Annotated in this window: 14 protein-coding genes and 1 pseudogene; 6 read left to right on the forward strand and 9 right to left on the reverse strand. The window is 59.0% G+C overall.

Going from position 1 to position 17,267, the window contains the following annotated elements; translation table 11 throughout:
- Window positions 1-1,055: 1,055 nt before the first annotated feature.
- Genes ACWF6P_RS21840 through ACWF6P_RS21850 form a run of 3 tightly spaced genes read left to right on the forward strand, consistent with a single transcriptional unit; the run spans window position 1,056 to window position 3,756 of the window.
- The gene (locus ACWF6P_RS21840) at window positions 1,056-2,843 is read left to right on the forward strand and encodes a TIGR03767 family metallophosphoesterase (RefSeq protein ID WP_452622427.1); all 1,788 of its coding nucleotides are present in this window, start codon (window positions 1,056-1,058) and stop codon (window positions 2,841-2,843) included.
- Window positions 2,840-3,181: a hypothetical protein gene (locus ACWF6P_RS21845; protein ID WP_452622428.1), complete on the forward strand. Its 342-nt coding sequence runs from the start codon at window positions 2,840-2,842 to the stop codon at window positions 3,179-3,181. Before ACWF6P_RS21840 ends, ACWF6P_RS21845 begins: the two co-directional genes overlap by 4 nt.
- The gene (locus ACWF6P_RS21850) at window positions 3,178-3,756 is read left to right on the forward strand and encodes a hypothetical protein (RefSeq protein WP_452622429.1); all 579 of its coding nucleotides are present in this window, start codon (window positions 3,178-3,180) and stop codon (window positions 3,754-3,756) included. The genes ACWF6P_RS21845 and ACWF6P_RS21850 overlap by 4 nt, the downstream gene beginning before the upstream one ends.
- 336 nt (window positions 3,757-4,092) lie before the next feature.
- On the opposite strand, the gene ACWF6P_RS21855 is transcribed toward ACWF6P_RS21850, so the two are convergent.
- From ACWF6P_RS21855 to ACWF6P_RS21865, 3 genes are all read right to left on the reverse strand, one after another.
- On the reverse strand, window positions 4,093-5,220 hold the full coding sequence (locus tag ACWF6P_RS21855) for a wax ester/triacylglycerol synthase domain-containing protein (RefSeq protein ID WP_452622430.1): 1,128 nt from the start codon (window positions 5,218-5,220) through the stop codon (window positions 4,093-4,095).
- 917 nt (window positions 5,221-6,137) lie between these two features.
- The gene (locus tag ACWF6P_RS21860; protein ID WP_452622431.1) at window positions 6,138-6,260 is read right to left on the reverse strand and encodes a hypothetical protein; all 123 of its coding nucleotides are present in this window, start codon (window positions 6,258-6,260) and stop codon (window positions 6,138-6,140) included.
- Window positions 6,261-6,274: 14 nt separating this feature from the next.
- Window positions 6,275-6,613, reverse strand: coding sequence for an asparagine synthase-related protein (locus ACWF6P_RS21865; protein ID WP_452622432.1), 339 nt, complete (start codon window positions 6,611-6,613; stop codon window positions 6,275-6,277).
- A 666-nt stretch (window positions 6,614-7,279) separates the two neighbouring features.
- Here ACWF6P_RS21865 and ACWF6P_RS21870 point away from each other — a divergent pair.
- Window positions 7,280-7,661: pseudogene (locus ACWF6P_RS21870) on the forward strand (SHOCT domain-containing protein).
- 226 nt (window positions 7,662-7,887) lie between these two features.
- On the opposite strand, the gene ACWF6P_RS21875 reads toward ACWF6P_RS21870, so the two are convergent.
- The 6 genes from ACWF6P_RS21875 to ACWF6P_RS21900 all read right to left on the reverse strand — a co-directional run bounded on the left by ACWF6P_RS21875 (window position 7,888) and on the right by ACWF6P_RS21900 (window position 14,937).
- Complete coding sequence (locus tag ACWF6P_RS21875; RefSeq protein WP_452622433.1) at window positions 7,888-8,247, reverse strand: histone-like nucleoid-structuring protein Lsr2; 360 nt, start codon at window positions 8,245-8,247, stop codon at window positions 7,888-7,890.
- A gap of 926 nt (window positions 8,248-9,173) precedes the next feature.
- A complete protein-coding gene (locus ACWF6P_RS21880; protein WP_452622434.1) occupies window positions 9,174-10,133 on the reverse strand; it encodes an FUSC family protein in 960 nt (319 codons plus the stop codon).
- Window positions 10,134-10,372: 239 nt separating this feature from the next.
- A complete protein-coding gene (locus ACWF6P_RS21885) occupies window positions 10,373-11,362 on the reverse strand; it encodes a linear amide C-N hydrolase (protein WP_452622435.1) in 990 nt (329 codons plus the stop codon).
- Window positions 11,363-11,497: 135 nt separating this feature from the next.
- A complete protein-coding gene (locus ACWF6P_RS21890; RefSeq protein ID WP_452622436.1) occupies window positions 11,498-13,264 on the reverse strand; it encodes an oleate hydratase in 1,767 nt (588 codons plus the stop codon).
- Window positions 13,265-13,930: 666 nt separating this feature from the next.
- Window positions 13,931-14,167, reverse strand: a complete 237-nt coding sequence (locus ACWF6P_RS21895; protein WP_452622437.1) for a DUF1049 domain-containing protein — start codon at window positions 14,165-14,167, stop codon at window positions 13,931-13,933.
- Window positions 14,168-14,295: 128 nt separating this feature from the next.
- Window positions 14,296-14,937 carry a hypothetical protein gene (locus tag ACWF6P_RS21900; protein WP_452622438.1) on the reverse strand — a complete coding sequence of 214 codons (642 nt, stop codon included), beginning with the start codon at window positions 14,935-14,937 and terminating at the stop codon, window positions 14,296-14,298.
- Between the two features lie 170 nt (window positions 14,938-15,107).
- On the opposite strand from ACWF6P_RS21900, the gene ACWF6P_RS21905 reads away from it, so the two are divergent.
- Window positions 15,108-16,388 (forward strand): metal-dependent hydrolase family protein, encoded by a 1,281-nt coding sequence (locus tag ACWF6P_RS21905; protein WP_387482726.1) that lies wholly within the window; start codon window positions 15,108-15,110, stop codon window positions 16,386-16,388.
- Window positions 16,389-16,526: 138 nt separating this feature from the next.
- Window positions 16,527-17,264, forward strand: a complete 738-nt coding sequence (locus ACWF6P_RS21910; protein ID WP_250888054.1) for an ATP-binding cassette domain-containing protein — start codon at window positions 16,527-16,529, stop codon at window positions 17,262-17,264.
- The last annotated feature ends 3 nt before the right edge of the window (window positions 17,265-17,267 follow it).

The following is a 17,267-nucleotide window of genomic DNA, read 5'->3' on the forward strand; positions in this document are numbered from 1 at the left end:
GGCCGCACCCTTCGGTGCGGCCCGCTCGTGTCTCTCGGTTCCATCTCGACTCTTGCTCCACCGTTGATCTCCGGAAACAGGCTTCGCCGCTTCTGTCGAGGCCTGACTCGGTTCGTGTTGAGTAGTCGCCGTTCTCACGGGGTGCCTGAGCCAGACACTCTCGGATTGAGGCGCGTTCGATCCGAGCAGACGGCGATCCCTTCTGTGGCATAGATCGTCATGGTCGATTGAGATATCGGCGACTGGCCTCGAAGAAGCCGAACCTACTTTCGTGTTTCCGAAAGCACAGGTGCGTACCGTTCCCGGCGCACGATCTCAACCGCTCGACTGTCGGCCCGTCATCCCCATCGATGGTGGCGCGACGATCCGTCTTGTGCGCCGCATTGTCTGCTGCGAGCTGCTCGCGTCACTACTCACACATATCGACGCCTGGCCACATGCACCGACGAAGCGTTTAGGCGGCGATTCGCCAGCACATATTGGCACGCGGCGATGACGTTCAATAAGGCGACGAACCCAGCCTCCACATAGGACGACCAATGCCCCTCGTCGATCACGGGTCGCCGTGACCACGTATGCAGGACAACTTTCAACGGGCGCATCGAAAGCACCGATGACACTGGACTTGATCAGCCCACCCGGGAAGACAAGGAATCCCTTCATCCCGGCCACCCCTGGATCGTCTTCAGCTGCTCGGAGAATGGCCCCGATCCCGCCACTGCAGCCGGGGCCGTGCTCTTCACACGGGACGCGCTCACGGCGAGCTAGATCGACGGCTGGTAACACAGCGGCGAATTGTTTCGTGGAGAATGAATTTGTCCCCTGGAGATTGACGTGAGTCTGCCGTTCACCAGGCATGCGGTCCCCAGGTCGTCGACTTTCTGGTCGAAATATACTTTTCAATGTAAGACGACACATGAACAGGCTGAATTGGTCCGACAAACGCGCGGAGGGCGACTGATCAGCATCGACGCCTGCTCCACTCCGTCGATACGGGGTCACATCAACCGTTGACACCTCGTTATATTCTTCGGCTAGCCAAATCGAGGAGTTAAATGTCCGGATTGTCTCGTCGTCAGTTCATGAGCTTGACGGCCGCGTCGGCTGCGCTTTGGGGTGTAGCGCCCGCCATGCTGGGCAACCGCGTGGCATTTGCGCAGACTCCGATTGGAGCTGCCTCGTCGACGCTGACCGAAACGATTCTTCGTGCTGCGGGAGACTCGCATTCGTATCGGACATTGAGGGCAGGTCCGGGTGAGGAGCATCTTCCGCGCCTGGACATTTTGCGCAGAGCGCCGGCCGAGGCCAGAACGCAATCCCGGAGATCGATTCTCTACCTCGGCCATCTCTCGGACATGCACGTCATCGATGCGCAGTCACCGGCGCGAATCGAACCGATGATCATCCAAGATCATTCGGCATGGGGTTCTGCATTTCACCCACAAGATCCGTTGACCGTTCACGTGACCGCTGCGATGGTCAAAGCGTTCGCCGACAACACCATCAGCTACGTCACCGGTGCGCCGCTCGGCGCAGCGACTATAACCGGCGACAGCGCCGACATGCACTCGCACCTCGAATTACGTTGGTACATAGATATTCTCGACGGCGTTCCAGTCACACCGAACAGTGGATCTCCGACGACGTTCGAGGGTGTCCAGGCTTGGCCGGACGCGCACTGGGCATACAGGCCGGACGATCCGTCGGGAGGATCGTTCGGAGAATACGGATTTCCGGCGCTGCCCCGACTGCTCAGCGACGCCATCGCCAAGCCCGTCGAATCGGTAGGACTGCCGGTGCCGTGGTACGCGGTATACGGCAACCACGACACCCTTCTACTCGGCACGTTCGGATTGTCTTCGCAACTGCATTCCCTTGCAGTCGGATCCGAGAAGTCCTACACACTGCAGGCGACTGCGACATCCGCGCTCGCCGGCTATGCCTCGACGGCAAGCCCACTGCAACGGATGATCGACGCCCTGGGCGTACAAACCGGAACCAGACCCGGATTCCGACGGGTGACCGCCGATCCACAGCGCTATCTGTTCGAACAGCGCGAATTCATGGCAGAACACTTCGATACCGCCGATACGCCAGGCCCCATCGGACACGGATTCACCCAACACAACCTGGATTCAGGCGAAACCTGGTGGTCGACCGACATGACGCCACATGTTCGAGCGTTCGGACTCGACACCTGCAACGCGGTCGCCGGCGCCGACGGCGCCGTACCCGAGGATCAGTTCGACTGGCTCCGAGAACAATTGGAACTAGCACAGACGCAGAAGAAGCTCGTTCTGATCCTCACCCACCACAACAGTCTGACCTTGGAAAACCGCGCTCAGCGTCCAGGTGTGAACAAGAAGCTTTACGGGGCTGAGGAATTCGTCGATCTGCTGTTGAAGTATCCGGTAGTGATCGGTTGGTTGAACGGGCACACACATCAGAACCAAATCCTGGCGCACCGAGGCGGCGACCGCGGATTCTGGGAGATAACCACCGCGTCGTGCATCGATTTCCCACAACAACAGCAAACTGTCGAGATCGTCGACAACCGCGACGGAACGCTGTCGCTGTTCACCACAGTTCTCGATCATGCGTCTCCGATCACTCCGGGCCCCTCCGGCAGCTACCTCGATCTTGCGTCACAGAGCCGCGAACTGGCCGCCAACGACTGGGCTGAGAACCCCTTGATGAGAAGAGGATCGGCCTTGGACCGCAACACCGAACTCCTTTTGCCCGCACCGTTCGACATGGAAGCCGTCACGGACGGATCGCTCGAACGGCAGCACCTCGACGAGCATGCCCGCCTGCTCTCGTATCAGCAACGGGCACCACGGTGAAGCGGCTCGTCGCCGGACTCGCACTGGTGGTGGCGCTCGGCGGATGCTCCCAGGTCGACGCCCTCGCGCCCGTGGGAGGGGCCGCAATCGCAGACATGCGCTACGCGTCCAACGAAGTGCTGCTCGAGAAGAACATCGACATCCTGGTGGCACCGGTATGTTCCGGCGAAGGTCTCGAACTGCGCTGCACCGGCGAAACCGTCAACAGCGAGACCATCACGGCTACGTCGACAGCCGAGGACGAGAGCACGTTCGAGTTGGTTGTCGGCACCGAGACGCTCTACTCGGGAGACGTGCAATCCGTCCTCGATCGCAACGGGACGGTCGGTGCGCCGTGAAGAGCCTGCCGCGCGCTCTCCTCACGTATGTGCCGATCATTTTGGTGGGCGCGGTGTTTCAAGCCCTGTTGGTTCTCGGCGAGCCGGTCCCGACGACATCGTGGTGGTTTTCCGTCCGAGTACTGGCTTCGGTGTTGGTGTTGATCCTCATGCTCTGGCTGACGATGGGTTTCGCTGCGCACACGGACAGCCGATTTTCTCCGCGGTTGTTGCTGGCGGTGACAGTCACTGTGCTGTGCGGGATCGTCGCGGGAGTTCTGAACCCTATTCTGCCTCTGCTCGTCGCCTTGATTTCCCTGCCTGTCTTGTCGGCAGCCGCCGTTGGACCGTCGAAGGCAGTCGCACGAACTATCGCATTCGCTCCGATTCGTGCCTTCCTCGGATCTGTCGGCTCTGCCGTGCTAATCATCGCGAACGTGGTAGCCGGACTGCTTCTCGGGTTCTTCGTCACTGGAGTCGTCGCCGCGGCAATCACGTGGCTCGTCTTCGGAATCAGTGCAACGATTCTCGCGACGTACTGGGCATCCCTACATCGACGCGCGCACGCGCTGCACACCATTCCGCTCCACGAGTGATTGCCAGTTTTGCCTGGAACCCCCTCGTCGGCAAAAGTCTCGTTGCGATCCCGGTATGACCGTGACAGAACAGCGGTGAGATCAGCGTCAGTTTGCGGCGGTGTCGGACTCCAAGACCCAACACCAACTTTGCCGCACCGCCGAGGAAAGGCCGACAGCGCGTAACTGTGGGGAAAAGCTGCCATGACGTTGCATGAACCGTGAGTCGGGCCCGTCGCGGCCATTCGTATCGTCTGGAACGGGTACAGCAGGTGAAAGCCACCCCCTCAGTCGGCGGAATTCATGCCAGGCAGAACTGATCGAATCACATTCACGTCAGAGATGCTCACGCGTTCGCTACTGACACACGATCGTGTCCGCCCCGACAGTATTTGCCGCGGAGCGGATCTCATTCCACGCGTCGGCAAGAAGTTCGCGATATCGCCCGATGTCACCGAACAAGCCCGGATCGACGGTGATGTTGATCGTCGCAGTCTCACCGAGGGTGTCGATCCTGTGTCCCACCCCGGCGATCCCTTCCAAACTGATCATCCCGAAACTTCCCACTGCTGTGGCACCGCCAAGGCTCCAATCGCCCTCTCCCCTTGGCACGCTCGAGACCGAAGTGTGAAACGACGTGACCGGCCTGCGGTGTCGACGCCGCTCGATCAACGCGACGGATCTCCGGAAGATGAACCCGGGCACCGACGCCAACGCACCGAAGATCATCATGTGCCCAGGGCTTTTCACCGCGGTGATCGAATCGCGGGCCGAATCGTGGATCCGCCGCAGTCGATCGATCGGATCGGACACATCGGTATGCAGATCGACTCCACACGCGACGAACTGGTTGACCGACGTCTGCGCTGGTGTGATTCCGCGGATCGAGACCGAAACCGTCGCGCCGAGTGAACCCGGCAAGCGCACGTGCCGTCCGCTGAGGTAACGCGAGAGCTCGAGCGAGACGATGGCGAGGAAAATGTCGTTGATGGTGACATCTCCGAGTGCGGCTCTGACGTCCTTCACCTGGGCGAAAGGAATGAACACGCAGTCGAATCGACGATTCGGTCCCAATGCGCCGTTCAGGGGCGTCGCGAAGGGCTCACGCACCGCGATCTGATAGTCCCCTCGTGCACGTTCTTCTCGGGCCACTCGCTTCCCGGCCCCGATCGCGCGGAGGCTGACAAGAAAACGCATCAGAACCCACGGCACACGAATCAACGCTTCGAGAGCGAGGGAGATGCGGGAAGGCACTGGCACTGGCAGCGCAGGGCAGACTTTGATCTCAGGAGCGAAAACCGAAGAAAAGAGATGTCTGGCTATCCGCACACTTTCCTGACCGTCTGCGATCGCGTGATGAAACTGAATCATCACCACCGTAGCTGGGTCGGAGCGCCCCAGGACCCCACGAACGTCCTGCGCGATGTGAATCCTCCAGAGTGGATGCGCCGGATCCATTCTCCGGGCGATTAATTCGGGGCACAAGGCGCGCAGTCATCCCAGTCCGAAACGTCGTGGAAGACGAGGTGCCTGTCGATGTCGAACTCCCCGTCCGGATACAGCCGCGGTACCGCAAGACCGAAAGGAACACGTATAACCCGATTCCGTAACGTCGGTAGCCCGTCGACGCGTTCGGACAGCCACTGCACAATGGCGTCCCTACCCGGATTCGGGGCACCTGGCTCATCCGGGAAGAACACGTAACCCGTCACAAAAGATTGTGTGACCGCCGACCGCCGACCGCCGCCGCATCGCTCAGCTTGAGACCGCGCTTGCCATTGCCACACGGTCCGCCGAGTTGCTGAAGTCGGTGGAGGCCTAAATGCTGTTCGAAACGAGCGCATCACCGCAGCCCTCAACCTGCCCGTCTACTTCTACGCGCCGCACCATCCGTGGCGATGCGATGCGAGGCGAACGAAAACGCGAACGGCTTGCTGCGTCAGTGCATGCACAAGATCCGTTATCCTCGGGGACGCGTCGACCTGCTGAGACCAAGATCGTTTCTGAGGCACCGGAAGCTGAGACACCGTGTCACTGACAAGTGCGTTCAGATCACAAGCCAACACTCAACGGTCGGTAGAAACCGGTTTCGGCGCAGAATCGACTGCACGAGTTGTCGATCGCAACGGGTCTCAGACACCCGTCTGAACTTGTGCAATACCACAAATATCGAGTCTGTCATTTCTGGTGATTTCCTAGCCCCACGGCCGATTTCGTGTGTGATCCGGACACCGCGGCTCTGGCACTCGCTGTCCATTCGCTCGTGGTGGGGTCAGCTATCACGGCTGAGTAAGCAAACATGCCACCTAACTGTGGAAAACACTCGTGTGACACATCAAACGAGGGCGTGGAAGGTTCGCAGGCCCACCAACGCCACATCAACGGTGGGCGTACATGCGGGCTCAATTCAGTTGCAGCTCCGGCTTGTAGAGGTCCAACCGGCTGTAGATATCGACAGTGCGATCCAGATCCGACCGAGTGGCCGGATCCATCCGCATCGGATCCAGTGCGGTCAGCTGTTGCATCCAGGTTCAATCGATCAGATTGAACAACGGAGAATTGGTCTCAGACCAGGATCTCCTTCGCGAGCTACTGCAGATTCGTCGCCTAGGCCAGGCCCTGCGCCAAGGGGGTAACCGCTCTTCAAGCGATCGAGGACCGATTGCGGAAGCACACGTTTCGTGGCGTGGCGCAGCAGGCTCTTTTCGCGGCTGTCGAAGGTATTGACCGGCCACGGAGTGTTGTAGACGTATTCGATGAGACGATGGTCGCAGAACGGCACCCGAACCTCCAGGCCGACCGCCATCGACAGACGATCCTTACGCTCCAGCAGGATCCGAACGAACCGAGTCATATGCAGATAACACACCTCGCGCATACGGTATTCCGCCTCGGATTCACCAGGCAGGCGTTCGACCTCCGCGCAAGCTGTCCCGTCCCCACCATGTCTAGGAGTGATCAGCGAGAAGCCTTCTTGTCATCGTCGTCACCCTGTAGCGAGGGCCGATGCGTATCAGGGACCTTTCTCGTCGGTCTCCAATGGCTAACAACTCGGTAAAGCCCTGCACAGTGTCGGTGACTCGGCGACTCGAATGCTCTCTAACTGTTTACGAACGAACATATTGCGAATAGTTGAGTTGGCCGGTAGCGGACTCCTTGGTCAGTACCTGCACAAAGAGCGCTGACATGCGCACTTTCAGCCAAGGTGACCCGAATGCGATCGCTGCCCAACTCACTCAACTGGGGATAGCCCATGTTAAGGGGAAGAACAGGTTCTCAATTCCTGCGCAGCCGGATGACGAAGTCGGCAATGACAGTTGGCATGATGATAGGCGTCGCTGCCGTCGGACTTCCCGAACTCGATGTGCCGCACCAACGCTGTGGGCGGGGTAAACGCGCAGCGATGAACCGAGCACCTCTCACAGTGGCTCCGCCGAGAGATCCACGTGATGCGTAGTGCGACTGCGGTCTTCTGATAAAACTGTCACATCGGCCGTCAATAACCGTGTCCGCGGCCTATTTCACTATTCAAGGAGCGCTGTACATGTTTGATTCTATGTGGGATATTTTCTGGTACACCCTGACTGTGTTCGTGTTCGTGGCGTACCTGTTGGTGCTGTTTCAGATCATCGGTGACCTATTCCGTGACCGCTCGATGTCGGGTTTCGTCCGAGTGTTGTGGATCATCTTCCTTGTCGTGTTCCCCTATCTGACGGCATTCATCTACATCATCACTCGCGGACGCGGAATCACCGAGCGTCAGGCAACAGCCCACACTGCGGCCAAGAAGGCCTCAGACGAGTACATTCGGGATGTTGCGGGTAAGATCTGCACCGGAACAGATTTCCGAAGCAAAGACGCTTCTCGATGCTGGCGTGATCGACGCCGCGGAATTCGCGACGCTCAAAGCGAAAGCCTTGAGCTGACCCCGATCCAGTCCGTTCCGAGAAACAACCGGAAAACCGGAAGACCGATGATCCCGACCTGCGGCTCAGTCCGGAAAGACCGAGCCGCAGGTCGGGATCATGATCGACGGCTTCGCCAAGTGTGGTCTCGAACTCGCCTGAATCTTTACCTCTCTTACTGACAAAAGATCACCGGATGTAGGTGCCCTACTCGTTCACGTCAATGAGAAGAAAACCTGTTCATAGGTCAGTGTGCGGAGTCGAAAGCTTCGATGACGTCGGCTTTGATCCGTCCACGTGGGGAGACGTCGAAACCGTTCTTGCCGGCCCAGTCACGGATCGCCTTCAGTTGCTCGACAGATCGTCCAGACCCTGACGTTTTGGCCACAGTCGACGTTCTCGCAAGCACCTCACCGGCAAGGGACGCTTTCTCCGCGACCTTGATAAATGGGGCGAACGTCGCCGCGATCTTGTCGGCATTGGTGGGCCGAAGATCGATCCGATAGTCGGCTCCCTGATAGGAGAAGGTGATCTCGTGTCCCAATCCGCTTTCGATGGGTTTTCCGTCGAGATCGTCGATAAGTTGGCGAATAAATATCTCGGCCACAGGGAATCCTCTTCGTTACATGCTGCGAATACCGCATTCATATTATCCACAGTATCTGATAATCCAAAACTCCCCTACTGTCGCCTGCGAACCACTAGCCGTGCAGTCGACCTCGAGTCGACACCTTCCGCGACAACTACTCCCGAGTAGAAAGCGCCGGCGACGACTACCCCGGCTGTGGCACCTTCTCTAGGACGTCAGCAGATGCTCCGACGTCGTCGACTCCGTCGCAGAAGGTTCCCGTCGGCGAGTGAACTCCAACAGAGAATCTCAAATCGAGTATCGTTGTAGGTCATATGCGTTCGGACCGCGAAGAAATCCCGGAGCCCTTCACACGACCGATGCCGACTATGCCGAGACCGTGGATGCGCGAATCTCGATATCCCGCCTGACTGCAGGTTGCCAGGTGTACTGACCCTCACCAGTACTGAGGTGTGCGGCGCGATCTAAAACAAATACAACGGCCTCGGCGTTCCCAGTGGCTTCCTGTTCTGGCCCAACTCAGCAGAATTGACGAACCCGGGGAATACCGGGAAGCACCCAATTCTTGCACCCCAGCGAAGACGACATCGACAACCACCGGGTGCGCGAAGCCGGCGGCGGACTAGTAGCACGCGAAGTCGATGGTTGCGAACACGGTGTCGAAATAGCACCGGCCGTCGAATAGCATTTGAAGGCGTCCAATATTTCGGCGATCCATTCTCGGTAGCCCGTCTTCGAATCCGCGCGACGAGCTACCGCGAATCGACGGAATCCTGGGAACGCTCTGAACAGGGCAATCAAGAGCCTGAAACCGCCTCCTAGCGGAATCGTGCGCGCCGATCCCGGATCAACGAGTCGATCAAAGTGACTGCAGTCCCCAACTCGATCGTCTTGGGTCGGATTCCTGTGCAGGCCTGCCCGATCATGCCGACCTTATTTCACCTTTACGTGCGGGTGTGATCCCGGTACAGCCACTTATGATAGTTGCGGAGCACGAAATACAGCACGACCGCGACCGCACCGGCGACAAGGACGGCGACAACGCGTTGTGCGCCCAGATCGACCACCCTCGACGATCCGGTTAACGAAGCCATCAGAATCACGGTCGGTGTAAGCAACGAGATGTAGAGCAGCCGTTTGTCATCCTCGAGATACGCGAGCGTCAGTATCGCGCAGACGAGAAGCAGAGCCACCACGAGCGGCGTCGGGAGAAACGACGCCAATGCCGTGACGGCCACAGCGCCGATCGCAGTCCCGAGGATGCGTTCACTGATCTGTCCTGGGTGCTCGTGTGGATCTGGAACAAAGATCAGGCAGAACGCGAGCAATGCCCAGGTCACTCTGGGCAGGTCGAGCAGATCCATCACACCGACAATCACGACACAGCCGAGTGCGAGCAGAATTCCGTATTCGAATGCTTGCCGTACCGGCAACGCGTGCCGGATAGGGGCCACGCGGGCAATGTATGCCGCCGCGACGACGAGCAGGGAACCGAGCAAGGTCCCCACCGCGGCCTGCCACGGCGACGAGCCCGGCTCGAAACCACTGAACACTACGAAGTTCACCGGCGACCCCGAGATCGCGGCCACGCTGCCACTCGCGAACGCGCCCTGCACGAGGCACACGCCGATCAGGACGACCAGGATCAACCACCTGTCGCTGCCGGCCATCTGGACGCCCAGGAAACTCACCGCGCTGGCCCACAGTGCGGCGAGCAGTTGCTGACGTCGGGACAGCCGACGAATCGCTGGAACCAGAAACATCATTCCGAGGTAGGCAGCATTTGCGAAATGGGGTCCGCCGACGAACGCAATGCTGCCTATCACGATGACCGCTGTCAGGACGAGACCGGCAGCCGACATCACCGATTTGCGTGAAACACCGAATGCCTGAACGTCAGCCATCTCACTCCTGTGCTCCCGGGTACGGCCCGGTTCGAAAAGTTGCTTACTGCGTTAGAAACATGCTGGTTAGCGACGATCAATCGTTGCAACACTGGTCCATTGACAGGCCAATGGCGTGCGACTGTGCTGCCTGCCGCCCGTCCAGCTCGCCAATGTGACTGTGTCTCGGTCACGAACTGTGCCAGCGAGGGTGGCCACCTGCGTGGGTGGCCACCCTCTCTGCGAACTGATGACTTCGGTCAGGTCGGCAGGGTCAGGAATTGCATCGCGGCTGTCTTCTCGAATCGGCGAGAGACGTTGCCGGCAAGCCCTCCTTCGAGGGATGTATCGCCCATCAGATCAAGTTTGCCCGCAGACGCCCCCTCGCTGAAGTTCAACTTGTCCAGATCCACCCAGACGACATTGGGCCTGGTGGTCGAGTCGAAGACGTACCGCTTGTTGGTCAGGTCTGCCACCGTCTGCCAAATTGTTTGCGACGCATAGGGTTTGTCCGGGTCGGGGATACGGAAAGGTTGCGCCGCATTTCGGATGACACTGAAGATCCCCGCGACAGCCTCGATTTCACTCTGCGGTTGGGGTAGCCGGCCTACGTAGTATGCGGCGCGGGCGAACCGGTCGGCTGCGAGTGTGGTGCCGGGCAGAGGATTAGCGCCCCCGAAGCCGTCGACCTCTTTGAGAAGTTCGATCTGCTTGTCGTAGGCCGGGGAATTGGTCATCACGAGGTGTTCGCGGCTGTGCCAGACGGTGGCCTTGCCATCCAGGTATTCGATGATCGCCGAATCACCGGTCGCATCGTCCAACGCGAGATGAACTGCAGGCACTTCGCCGGTCGCCGGATCACCCAGTGGGACAACCTGAACGTCGACGTCGCTGATCCACGCGGCGGCATCGGCAACAGTGGAGAAGTTGTCCAGGAAGTACTGCAACCAGACCGCCATGCTCAGAGCCGGTCTCGACGCATCGTGGGTACCGTAATCCGATTCCGCGAGCCACAGAATATGACCTGCCAACCCCGCTTCGTTCATACCGTCGACCGACATCATGTCGAAGGCGCCGGCCACGACACTGCCGTATTCGGCGTTCCAACTCAGAGAACCTCCCACTCCGTCGTCGCGTTTGATCCCACGCGGAAGCGACCACAGGTTCGTACCGGTGTCGCGATGGTAATCCATATTCCGCCCGACAAGAACAGATCCGGCCGCATCAGGCCACATCACCCTGGTACACATTGATTTTGCCCTCCGTAGTTATTCGAAAGATTCGATCTTCGCGCGAGGTTCAGCTCCGACGCGACCCTTCGGCCGCACCCGAACGGGCATTTTCTCTCAGAAGCCCTCATTGACATAGACATTCAGTAAACTGGGTCATTCTCGGGGGAGAATGTGGTACTCGTGCAGTAGTTGTCCGATCTCGTTCTCGTCGAGCTTCTTGCCGAGTCGACGGCGCAGTAGCTTCGGCAACGGCACGCTCTCCTCCTTCTTGTCATTGAGGAAATAGGTTGCTTGGAGGAGTTTGCGGATGTCGTAGGTGGAGCCGAAAACTTCCGGGACCCCCCGTTCGATACCGAGCAGACTGTACGCGGCCTCCATACCGGTGCGGACCGAGTACTCCGTCGTGAAAATGCAGTCACGCGTCGTTTCCGCGAACTGCCCGAGGAACGCGAAGTTGACGGCACCATCCGGTACAACTGCCGGCCGGTCACCGGCCTGACGGGGCATGAAAAAGGAAGTGACATAGGGCATCATCACTGGAACGGCCTTCGCCGCATTGGCCGCAAGTTCCGGGATGTCCTCGACTGGAACGCCCATGTGATAGAGCCACTCTTGGGTGATTTCCTCGCCGGTGCATTCTTGCATCGGCTTGTCGACGTAGTCACCGGGGACGTCGACGAATAGTGAGTAGACCCAGACGACGATCTGGTCCTTGGGTTGTTGTTTGAAGTGCGGTTGCCGGTTTACGGTCCAGCTCATCAACCACTTCGAATCTCGTGCCGTCACGATGCCGCCGGTAACTACGCGCCCACTGAATGGGTCACGCTTGCATATTTTTTCGATGTATTCCGGGATTCGGGCATCCAATGTAGTCACTGTCGCCGATTCCCACTTGGTTTCTGCGACGTGCCCACCGAAGACGTCTGGTCGCCCGAATGCGGGGTCTTTCGTTGCTATCCGGCGCCACAGATCCCACGCTGGAGCAGGGCCCTCGTCGAGCTTCGCCGGCGTGTGATGGTCTCCGTTGTTCGAGTTCTCTGTGAGCGAGCCGATGGTAGTCAACACCAAATCGCCGTCACCGAGGTCGACCCCACCCGTCACACCCGCGGATTTCCAGTGAATGCGTTTGGCCCGCTTGACTTCACCTGTGATATCGAAGTCGATGTCGGTGACTTCGGTATCGAACCGGAAGTTCACTCCCTGATCGAGCAGCCACGTGTACAGCGGCAGCACGAGAGACTCGTACTGGTTGTATTTGGTGAACTTGAGGGTACTCAGGTCTGGCAGGCCTTTGATATGGTGGATGAATCGATGCAGGTACAGCTTGATTTCGAGAGCACTGTGCCATTCCTCGAACGCGAACATCGTGCGCCAGTACAACCAGAAATTGCTTGCGAGGAAATCCTTGCCGAACACCTCGTTGATGCGCTTGTTCTCGAGTTCGCTACGCGGAGTGAGAAAGACCTTCATGATGTCCTTCTGCGCCTTCGGGTTCAGATTGAACTTGAAGTCTGTATGCGCGTCCTCGCCCTGACGTTCTGTGACGCGCTGGAGCGAATAGTTCGGGTCGTCTTTGTTCAGCCAGTAGAATTCGTCGAGCACACTGGCGTCCTCGACCTCGATCGAGGGGACAGAGCGGAACAGGTCCCACAGACATTCGAAGTGATCTTCCATCTCGCGACCACCGCGAATGACGAAGCCCTTCTCCGGTTCCTTGATCCCGTCGAGTGCACCGCCTGGCAATTTCAACCGCTCCAGGACGGTGATGCTGTTTCCCGCCATCCGACCGTCGCGGATCATGAATGCTGCACCGGCAAGCGATGCAAGCCCCGATCCGACGAACCATGCAGTCTTGCCGTCCACCCCGTCAGGCTTGCGTGGCCGTGCGAACGCTTCGTAATTTCCACTGCTGTAATACATTGTTCCCCATCTCATTTAGAGGTATAGCGACAGAACGCTTCACCGGAATAGATGCCGAGCTTTCTCTTGGTGATGCAGTTATACTTCGGCCGCGCCGAAAGTGCCTGCGATGCAGTGACACCGCGAGCCAAGATGTCGTACGGGGGCAGAGGCTCTTGATGTCGTAGATCTGGAAGAGGGCGCAGCGGGCACCGGTGGCGATCTTTGACGTTGGTCCACCGCAACCAGGTCCGCATATTCGCCGGCCGCTGGTGCGGCCGCCGCATTGAGGAACGGCACGAGCAGCGAGTTCAGGATGCGACCACCCTTTTCCTTGTGCAGCTTGATCGGAGCCATTCCGATGACACTCGCGAAACCGGCCATAGCGGCGAAGGCTGCCGTATCGGTCTCAGCGGTTCCCCCAAATTTCGACAGAATTGAATCGCCACACCTGATTAGCGAAGTGTGATGCGAGAGAAGATCGACGTCGGTCACGGAAGCGTCGAGAACTGCTGTGAATAGGATACTTTCGGCGGCGGAGGCTGAACTGTCAGTAGCCCCGGAGACATCGCGTTCGGACGCCTCGAAAACTCCCAATCCCGTCCACGTGCTGCGATCTGTGATCCCCAAGCACCAGCACAGAGGACTTTGACCTTCCGGATTGCGACCATTGTCCATCCTCGAGGTTCAGGTGTTGGTTTTCGCGCGCCGAGTGGTCAACAAGCCAGCAATCCAGCCTAGGAAGAGGATCACGACGAGGGTGAGCCAGAGCGGGGACTGCACAGATACCCAGAACAATTGGATCGTGGTCGCGGCGCGGTTCTGGAGGATGAAGATCAGCGACAGCACCACCAACAGCGAGGCGAGGCGATTACGGGAGGTGAGCAGCGATCGTGCGGATCTATTCCTGGTTTCCGAACTCATGGAGAGTGCCCCAATTCATGCCGAGTGATACGGATCGAAGCTCTTGTGTGAGGAGATACCGGAGGGTGAGTCGACAATCCCTCCCCGTTGCTACAGAATTTCTCAAATTGAGTGCGGGCGTGGCGCGATCAGACTGCTTCTGCCAGAGAAGGCGCCGGTCGGCTGCTTTTTCCGAGGAAGACCGCGGAGGCCAGCAGGAAGAACACCGCACCGACAAAGGTTCCGATGTTTGCCATGTTCGGGTCTAATGTGTTCCCGTCGCGCAGGACGAACGATCCGATAGCGGAGACTCCGAATGCGATGGATCCAAGCGTGTTGAGCCACACGCTTTGCCATTCCTTCGATTGTGGTGCCCAGTAAGTTCCTTCCCTCAGCAGGATGAGGACGGCCAGTCCGCTCGAGACGAGGAAGGCTATCGAGCCCTCCGCGTTCGGATTCCAGACCAAGTGCATCTCGCCTCGTAACGTCAGCGCGTGCAGCGCAGCCCCGGTGCTGACGTTGAACAAGATCGTCCCGAGTAACTGCACAGCCGCGGACAGCCAGACCGCCCGGATCGCGGGACGGCCAGAGTCGGTGGTGGTTGCTGGCCCCGCCAGCACCAACTGAACGAACGCCGCGCAGGTAAAGAACCAGGAGCCCGCGAAGAAGAAACTGTTGGCGAGTGCGGCACCGAAGAAGACCGACAGGAGGGGTGCCGACCCGAGCGCGAAGAGTGCGGATCCGATCACGAATCCCCACGACTGCATTCGAATGGTCGGGTGAATCAGCATGTGCTGCAGTGTACTTGGATTCCGTATAGAAAGTCCTCCAATCGGGACCTAGGTCATCAGGCACTGATTTCGATTCATCCATGGCGGGTATACAGCAACAAATTCAAACCATCTGATTGTTTTTTACTTTACCGAAGCATGACTCCGCTTTGGGTGCTAATGTCCGATTTATGACAGCCAATCCTCGAGTTGGAAATCGTTTGCTGTTTCGCAATGTCCGCGTCTTCGACGGCACCTCCTCGTCCCTTGTTGCCGGGGACGTTCTGATCGACGGCACCACGATCGTCGCGGTGTCGGAGTCGCCTGTCGGGGACGATCCGAGTCGCGAGACCACTGTCGTGAACGGCGGGAATCGAGTCCTCATGCCCGGCATGAGCGATGCCCACGTTCACCTTGTCGGTAACGCGAATTCGTACGTCGACATGGTGACCGGTAGTGAAGCCCACATCGCACTCAACGGCCTAGCTGAAGCAAAGAACATGCTGCACCGCGGGTTCACCACGGTCCGGGACATGGCCGGCGACACCAGCAGCATCAAATCGGTCATCGATCGAGGCCTGTTCGAGGGACCGCGCATCTACCCTTCCCAAGCCGCCATCTCCCAAACCAGCGGACACGGCGACTTCAGCTTCGTCTACGAATGCCCCACCGCTTTGGGCGGCAACCAGTCTCGCGCCGAGCAGATCGGTTTCATGCGCGTCGCAGACGGTCCCGAGCGCGTGCTCGCCGCGGTTCGCGAACAACTCAAAAAGGGCGCATCCCAGATCAAGATGATGGTCGGCGGCGGCGCAGCGTCGATGTACGACCCCCTCTACACGGTTCAGTTCACCGATCCTGAACTTCGTGCGGCAGTGAACGCTGCCACCGACTACGGCACCTACGTCGCCACACACGTTTATAACGTCACCGGCATTCGCCGCGCGATCGAGGCTGGCGTGAAGTCCATCGAGCACGGTCATCTCGCCGACGAGGCGACGATCGCGCTGATGGCCGAGAAGGACATCTGGCTTTCGATGCAGCCCTTCGCGCTGGGAGATCATCACTATCCGGATCCCGGCCGCGCGGAAAAAGATCGCGAAATCTGCACCGGCACAGATGATGTGTACGGCTGGGCCCGCAAACACGGTGTCAAAACAGCGTGGGGCACGGACCTGTTGCTCGAGCCGCAACTCGCACCGCGGCAGAGCGAAATGGCGGCACGACTCGGCGATCACTACAGCAATGTCGACGCCCTTCGGATGCTCACCTCCGGGAATGCTGAACTCTTCCGCCTCGCCGGCGAACGCGACCCCTACCGACAGGCGCCACTCGGAGTAATCGCTGAGGGTGCCTGGGCGGATGTACTTCTCGTCGACGGCAATCCGCTCGAGGACCTGAGCCTGCTCGCAGATCCAAACAAGAGCCTGACTGTCATTGTCAAGAACGGCCAGGTCGTAAAAAACACTCTGTGACACATCTCGTCGCCATCTCTCGTCGAGGCGCGATATCAACGCGTGACGATCCCACTGCGGTCGGATTCCGCAACGGGACTGTCTCGCATAGGCGTAGGGATAGTGGCGCCGTGCAGCATTCAGGGCTGGAGGCCTCAGTTGGTTGAAACTAGTTTCGAGAGTTGGGAGACACCCACAGAACCCGCTGCGGGGACCTTGATCTCGGCCCGGGGCATCGAAGTGCATGGGCCCTGGGGGCACGTGTTCGGTCCACTCGATTTGGACATCAACGCCGGTGGTGTGACGGTTCTTGCCGGCCAAGCCGGAGCGGCGCGAACCGCCTTGCTGATGGCACTGTGCGGACGAATGCGATTGTCCGCTGGGACGTTAGCGGTACACGGCTACGACAATCCGAGCCGAATACTGGCCATCTCGGCGATCGCATGTCTGAACGAGCTCGACGAAGTCCGGCCCTCTGTCACCGTACGCGACATGGTGACCGAACAACTGCGATGGGATTCCCCGTGGTACAAATTCGTTCCCCGCGTGAGCGAGACAGAAGTCGCAGACATGTGTGCGAGAACATTCGGTGACGTCGACCTACCACCGCTCAATGCCTTCGTCGACGACCTCCCGGAGATCCAGCAAATGTTGTTGCGGATCGCCGTCGCGAACACCAAACGCCCACCGCTATTGGTGGTGGGCCGAGTCGACAAGCTCGCCGACGATCTCGAAAGAGCCGTTTTGCTGCAGCGGCTTGTCGCACTCGGTGAGCACCAGTCGGTGATCACCGCAGACGTCAACACACTTCCACCAGATACCGGCGTCAACGCAGTAGTGAACATGCACGGACTGCTCGGGGCCGGAGATATCGGCGTCATGACCGAAGGAAAGTAACTG

This window comes from Rhodococcus sp. NPDC055024, from assembly GCF_053608585.1.

Excerpts from the sequence above, each read along its gene's own strand:
- ACWF6P_RS21905 (WP_387482726.1), top strand. The coding sequence starts at position 15,108 with ATGACAGCCAATCCTCGAGTTGGAAATCGTTTGCTGTTTCGCAATGTC.
- ACWF6P_RS21885 (WP_452622435.1), bottom strand. The coding sequence starts at position 11,362 with ATGTGTACCAGGGTGATGTGGCCTGATGCGGCCGGATCTGTTCTTGTC.
- ACWF6P_RS21865 (WP_452622432.1), bottom strand. The coding sequence starts at position 6,613 with ATGCGCGAGGTGTGTTATCTGCATATGACTCGGTTCGTTCGGATCCTG.
- ACWF6P_RS21880 (WP_452622434.1), bottom strand. The coding sequence starts at position 10,133 with ATGGCTGACGTTCAGGCATTCGGTGTTTCACGCAAATCGGTGATGTCG.
- ACWF6P_RS21860 (WP_452622431.1), bottom strand. The coding sequence starts at position 6,260 with ATGCAACAGCTGACCGCACTGGATCCGATGCGGATGGATCCGGCCACT.
- ACWF6P_RS21900 (WP_452622438.1), bottom strand. The coding sequence starts at position 14,937 with ATGCTGATTCACCCGACCATTCGAATGCAGTCGTGGGGATTCGTGATC.
- ACWF6P_RS21895 (WP_452622437.1), bottom strand. The coding sequence starts at position 14,167 with ATGAGTTCGGAAACCAGGAATAGATCCGCACGATCGCTGCTCACCTCC.
- ACWF6P_RS21840 (WP_452622427.1), top strand. The coding sequence starts at position 1,056 with ATGTCCGGATTGTCTCGTCGTCAGTTCATGAGCTTGACGGCCGCGTCG.
- ACWF6P_RS21890 (WP_452622436.1), bottom strand. The coding sequence starts at position 13,264 with ATGTATTACAGCAGTGGAAATTACGAAGCGTTCGCACGGCCACGCAAG.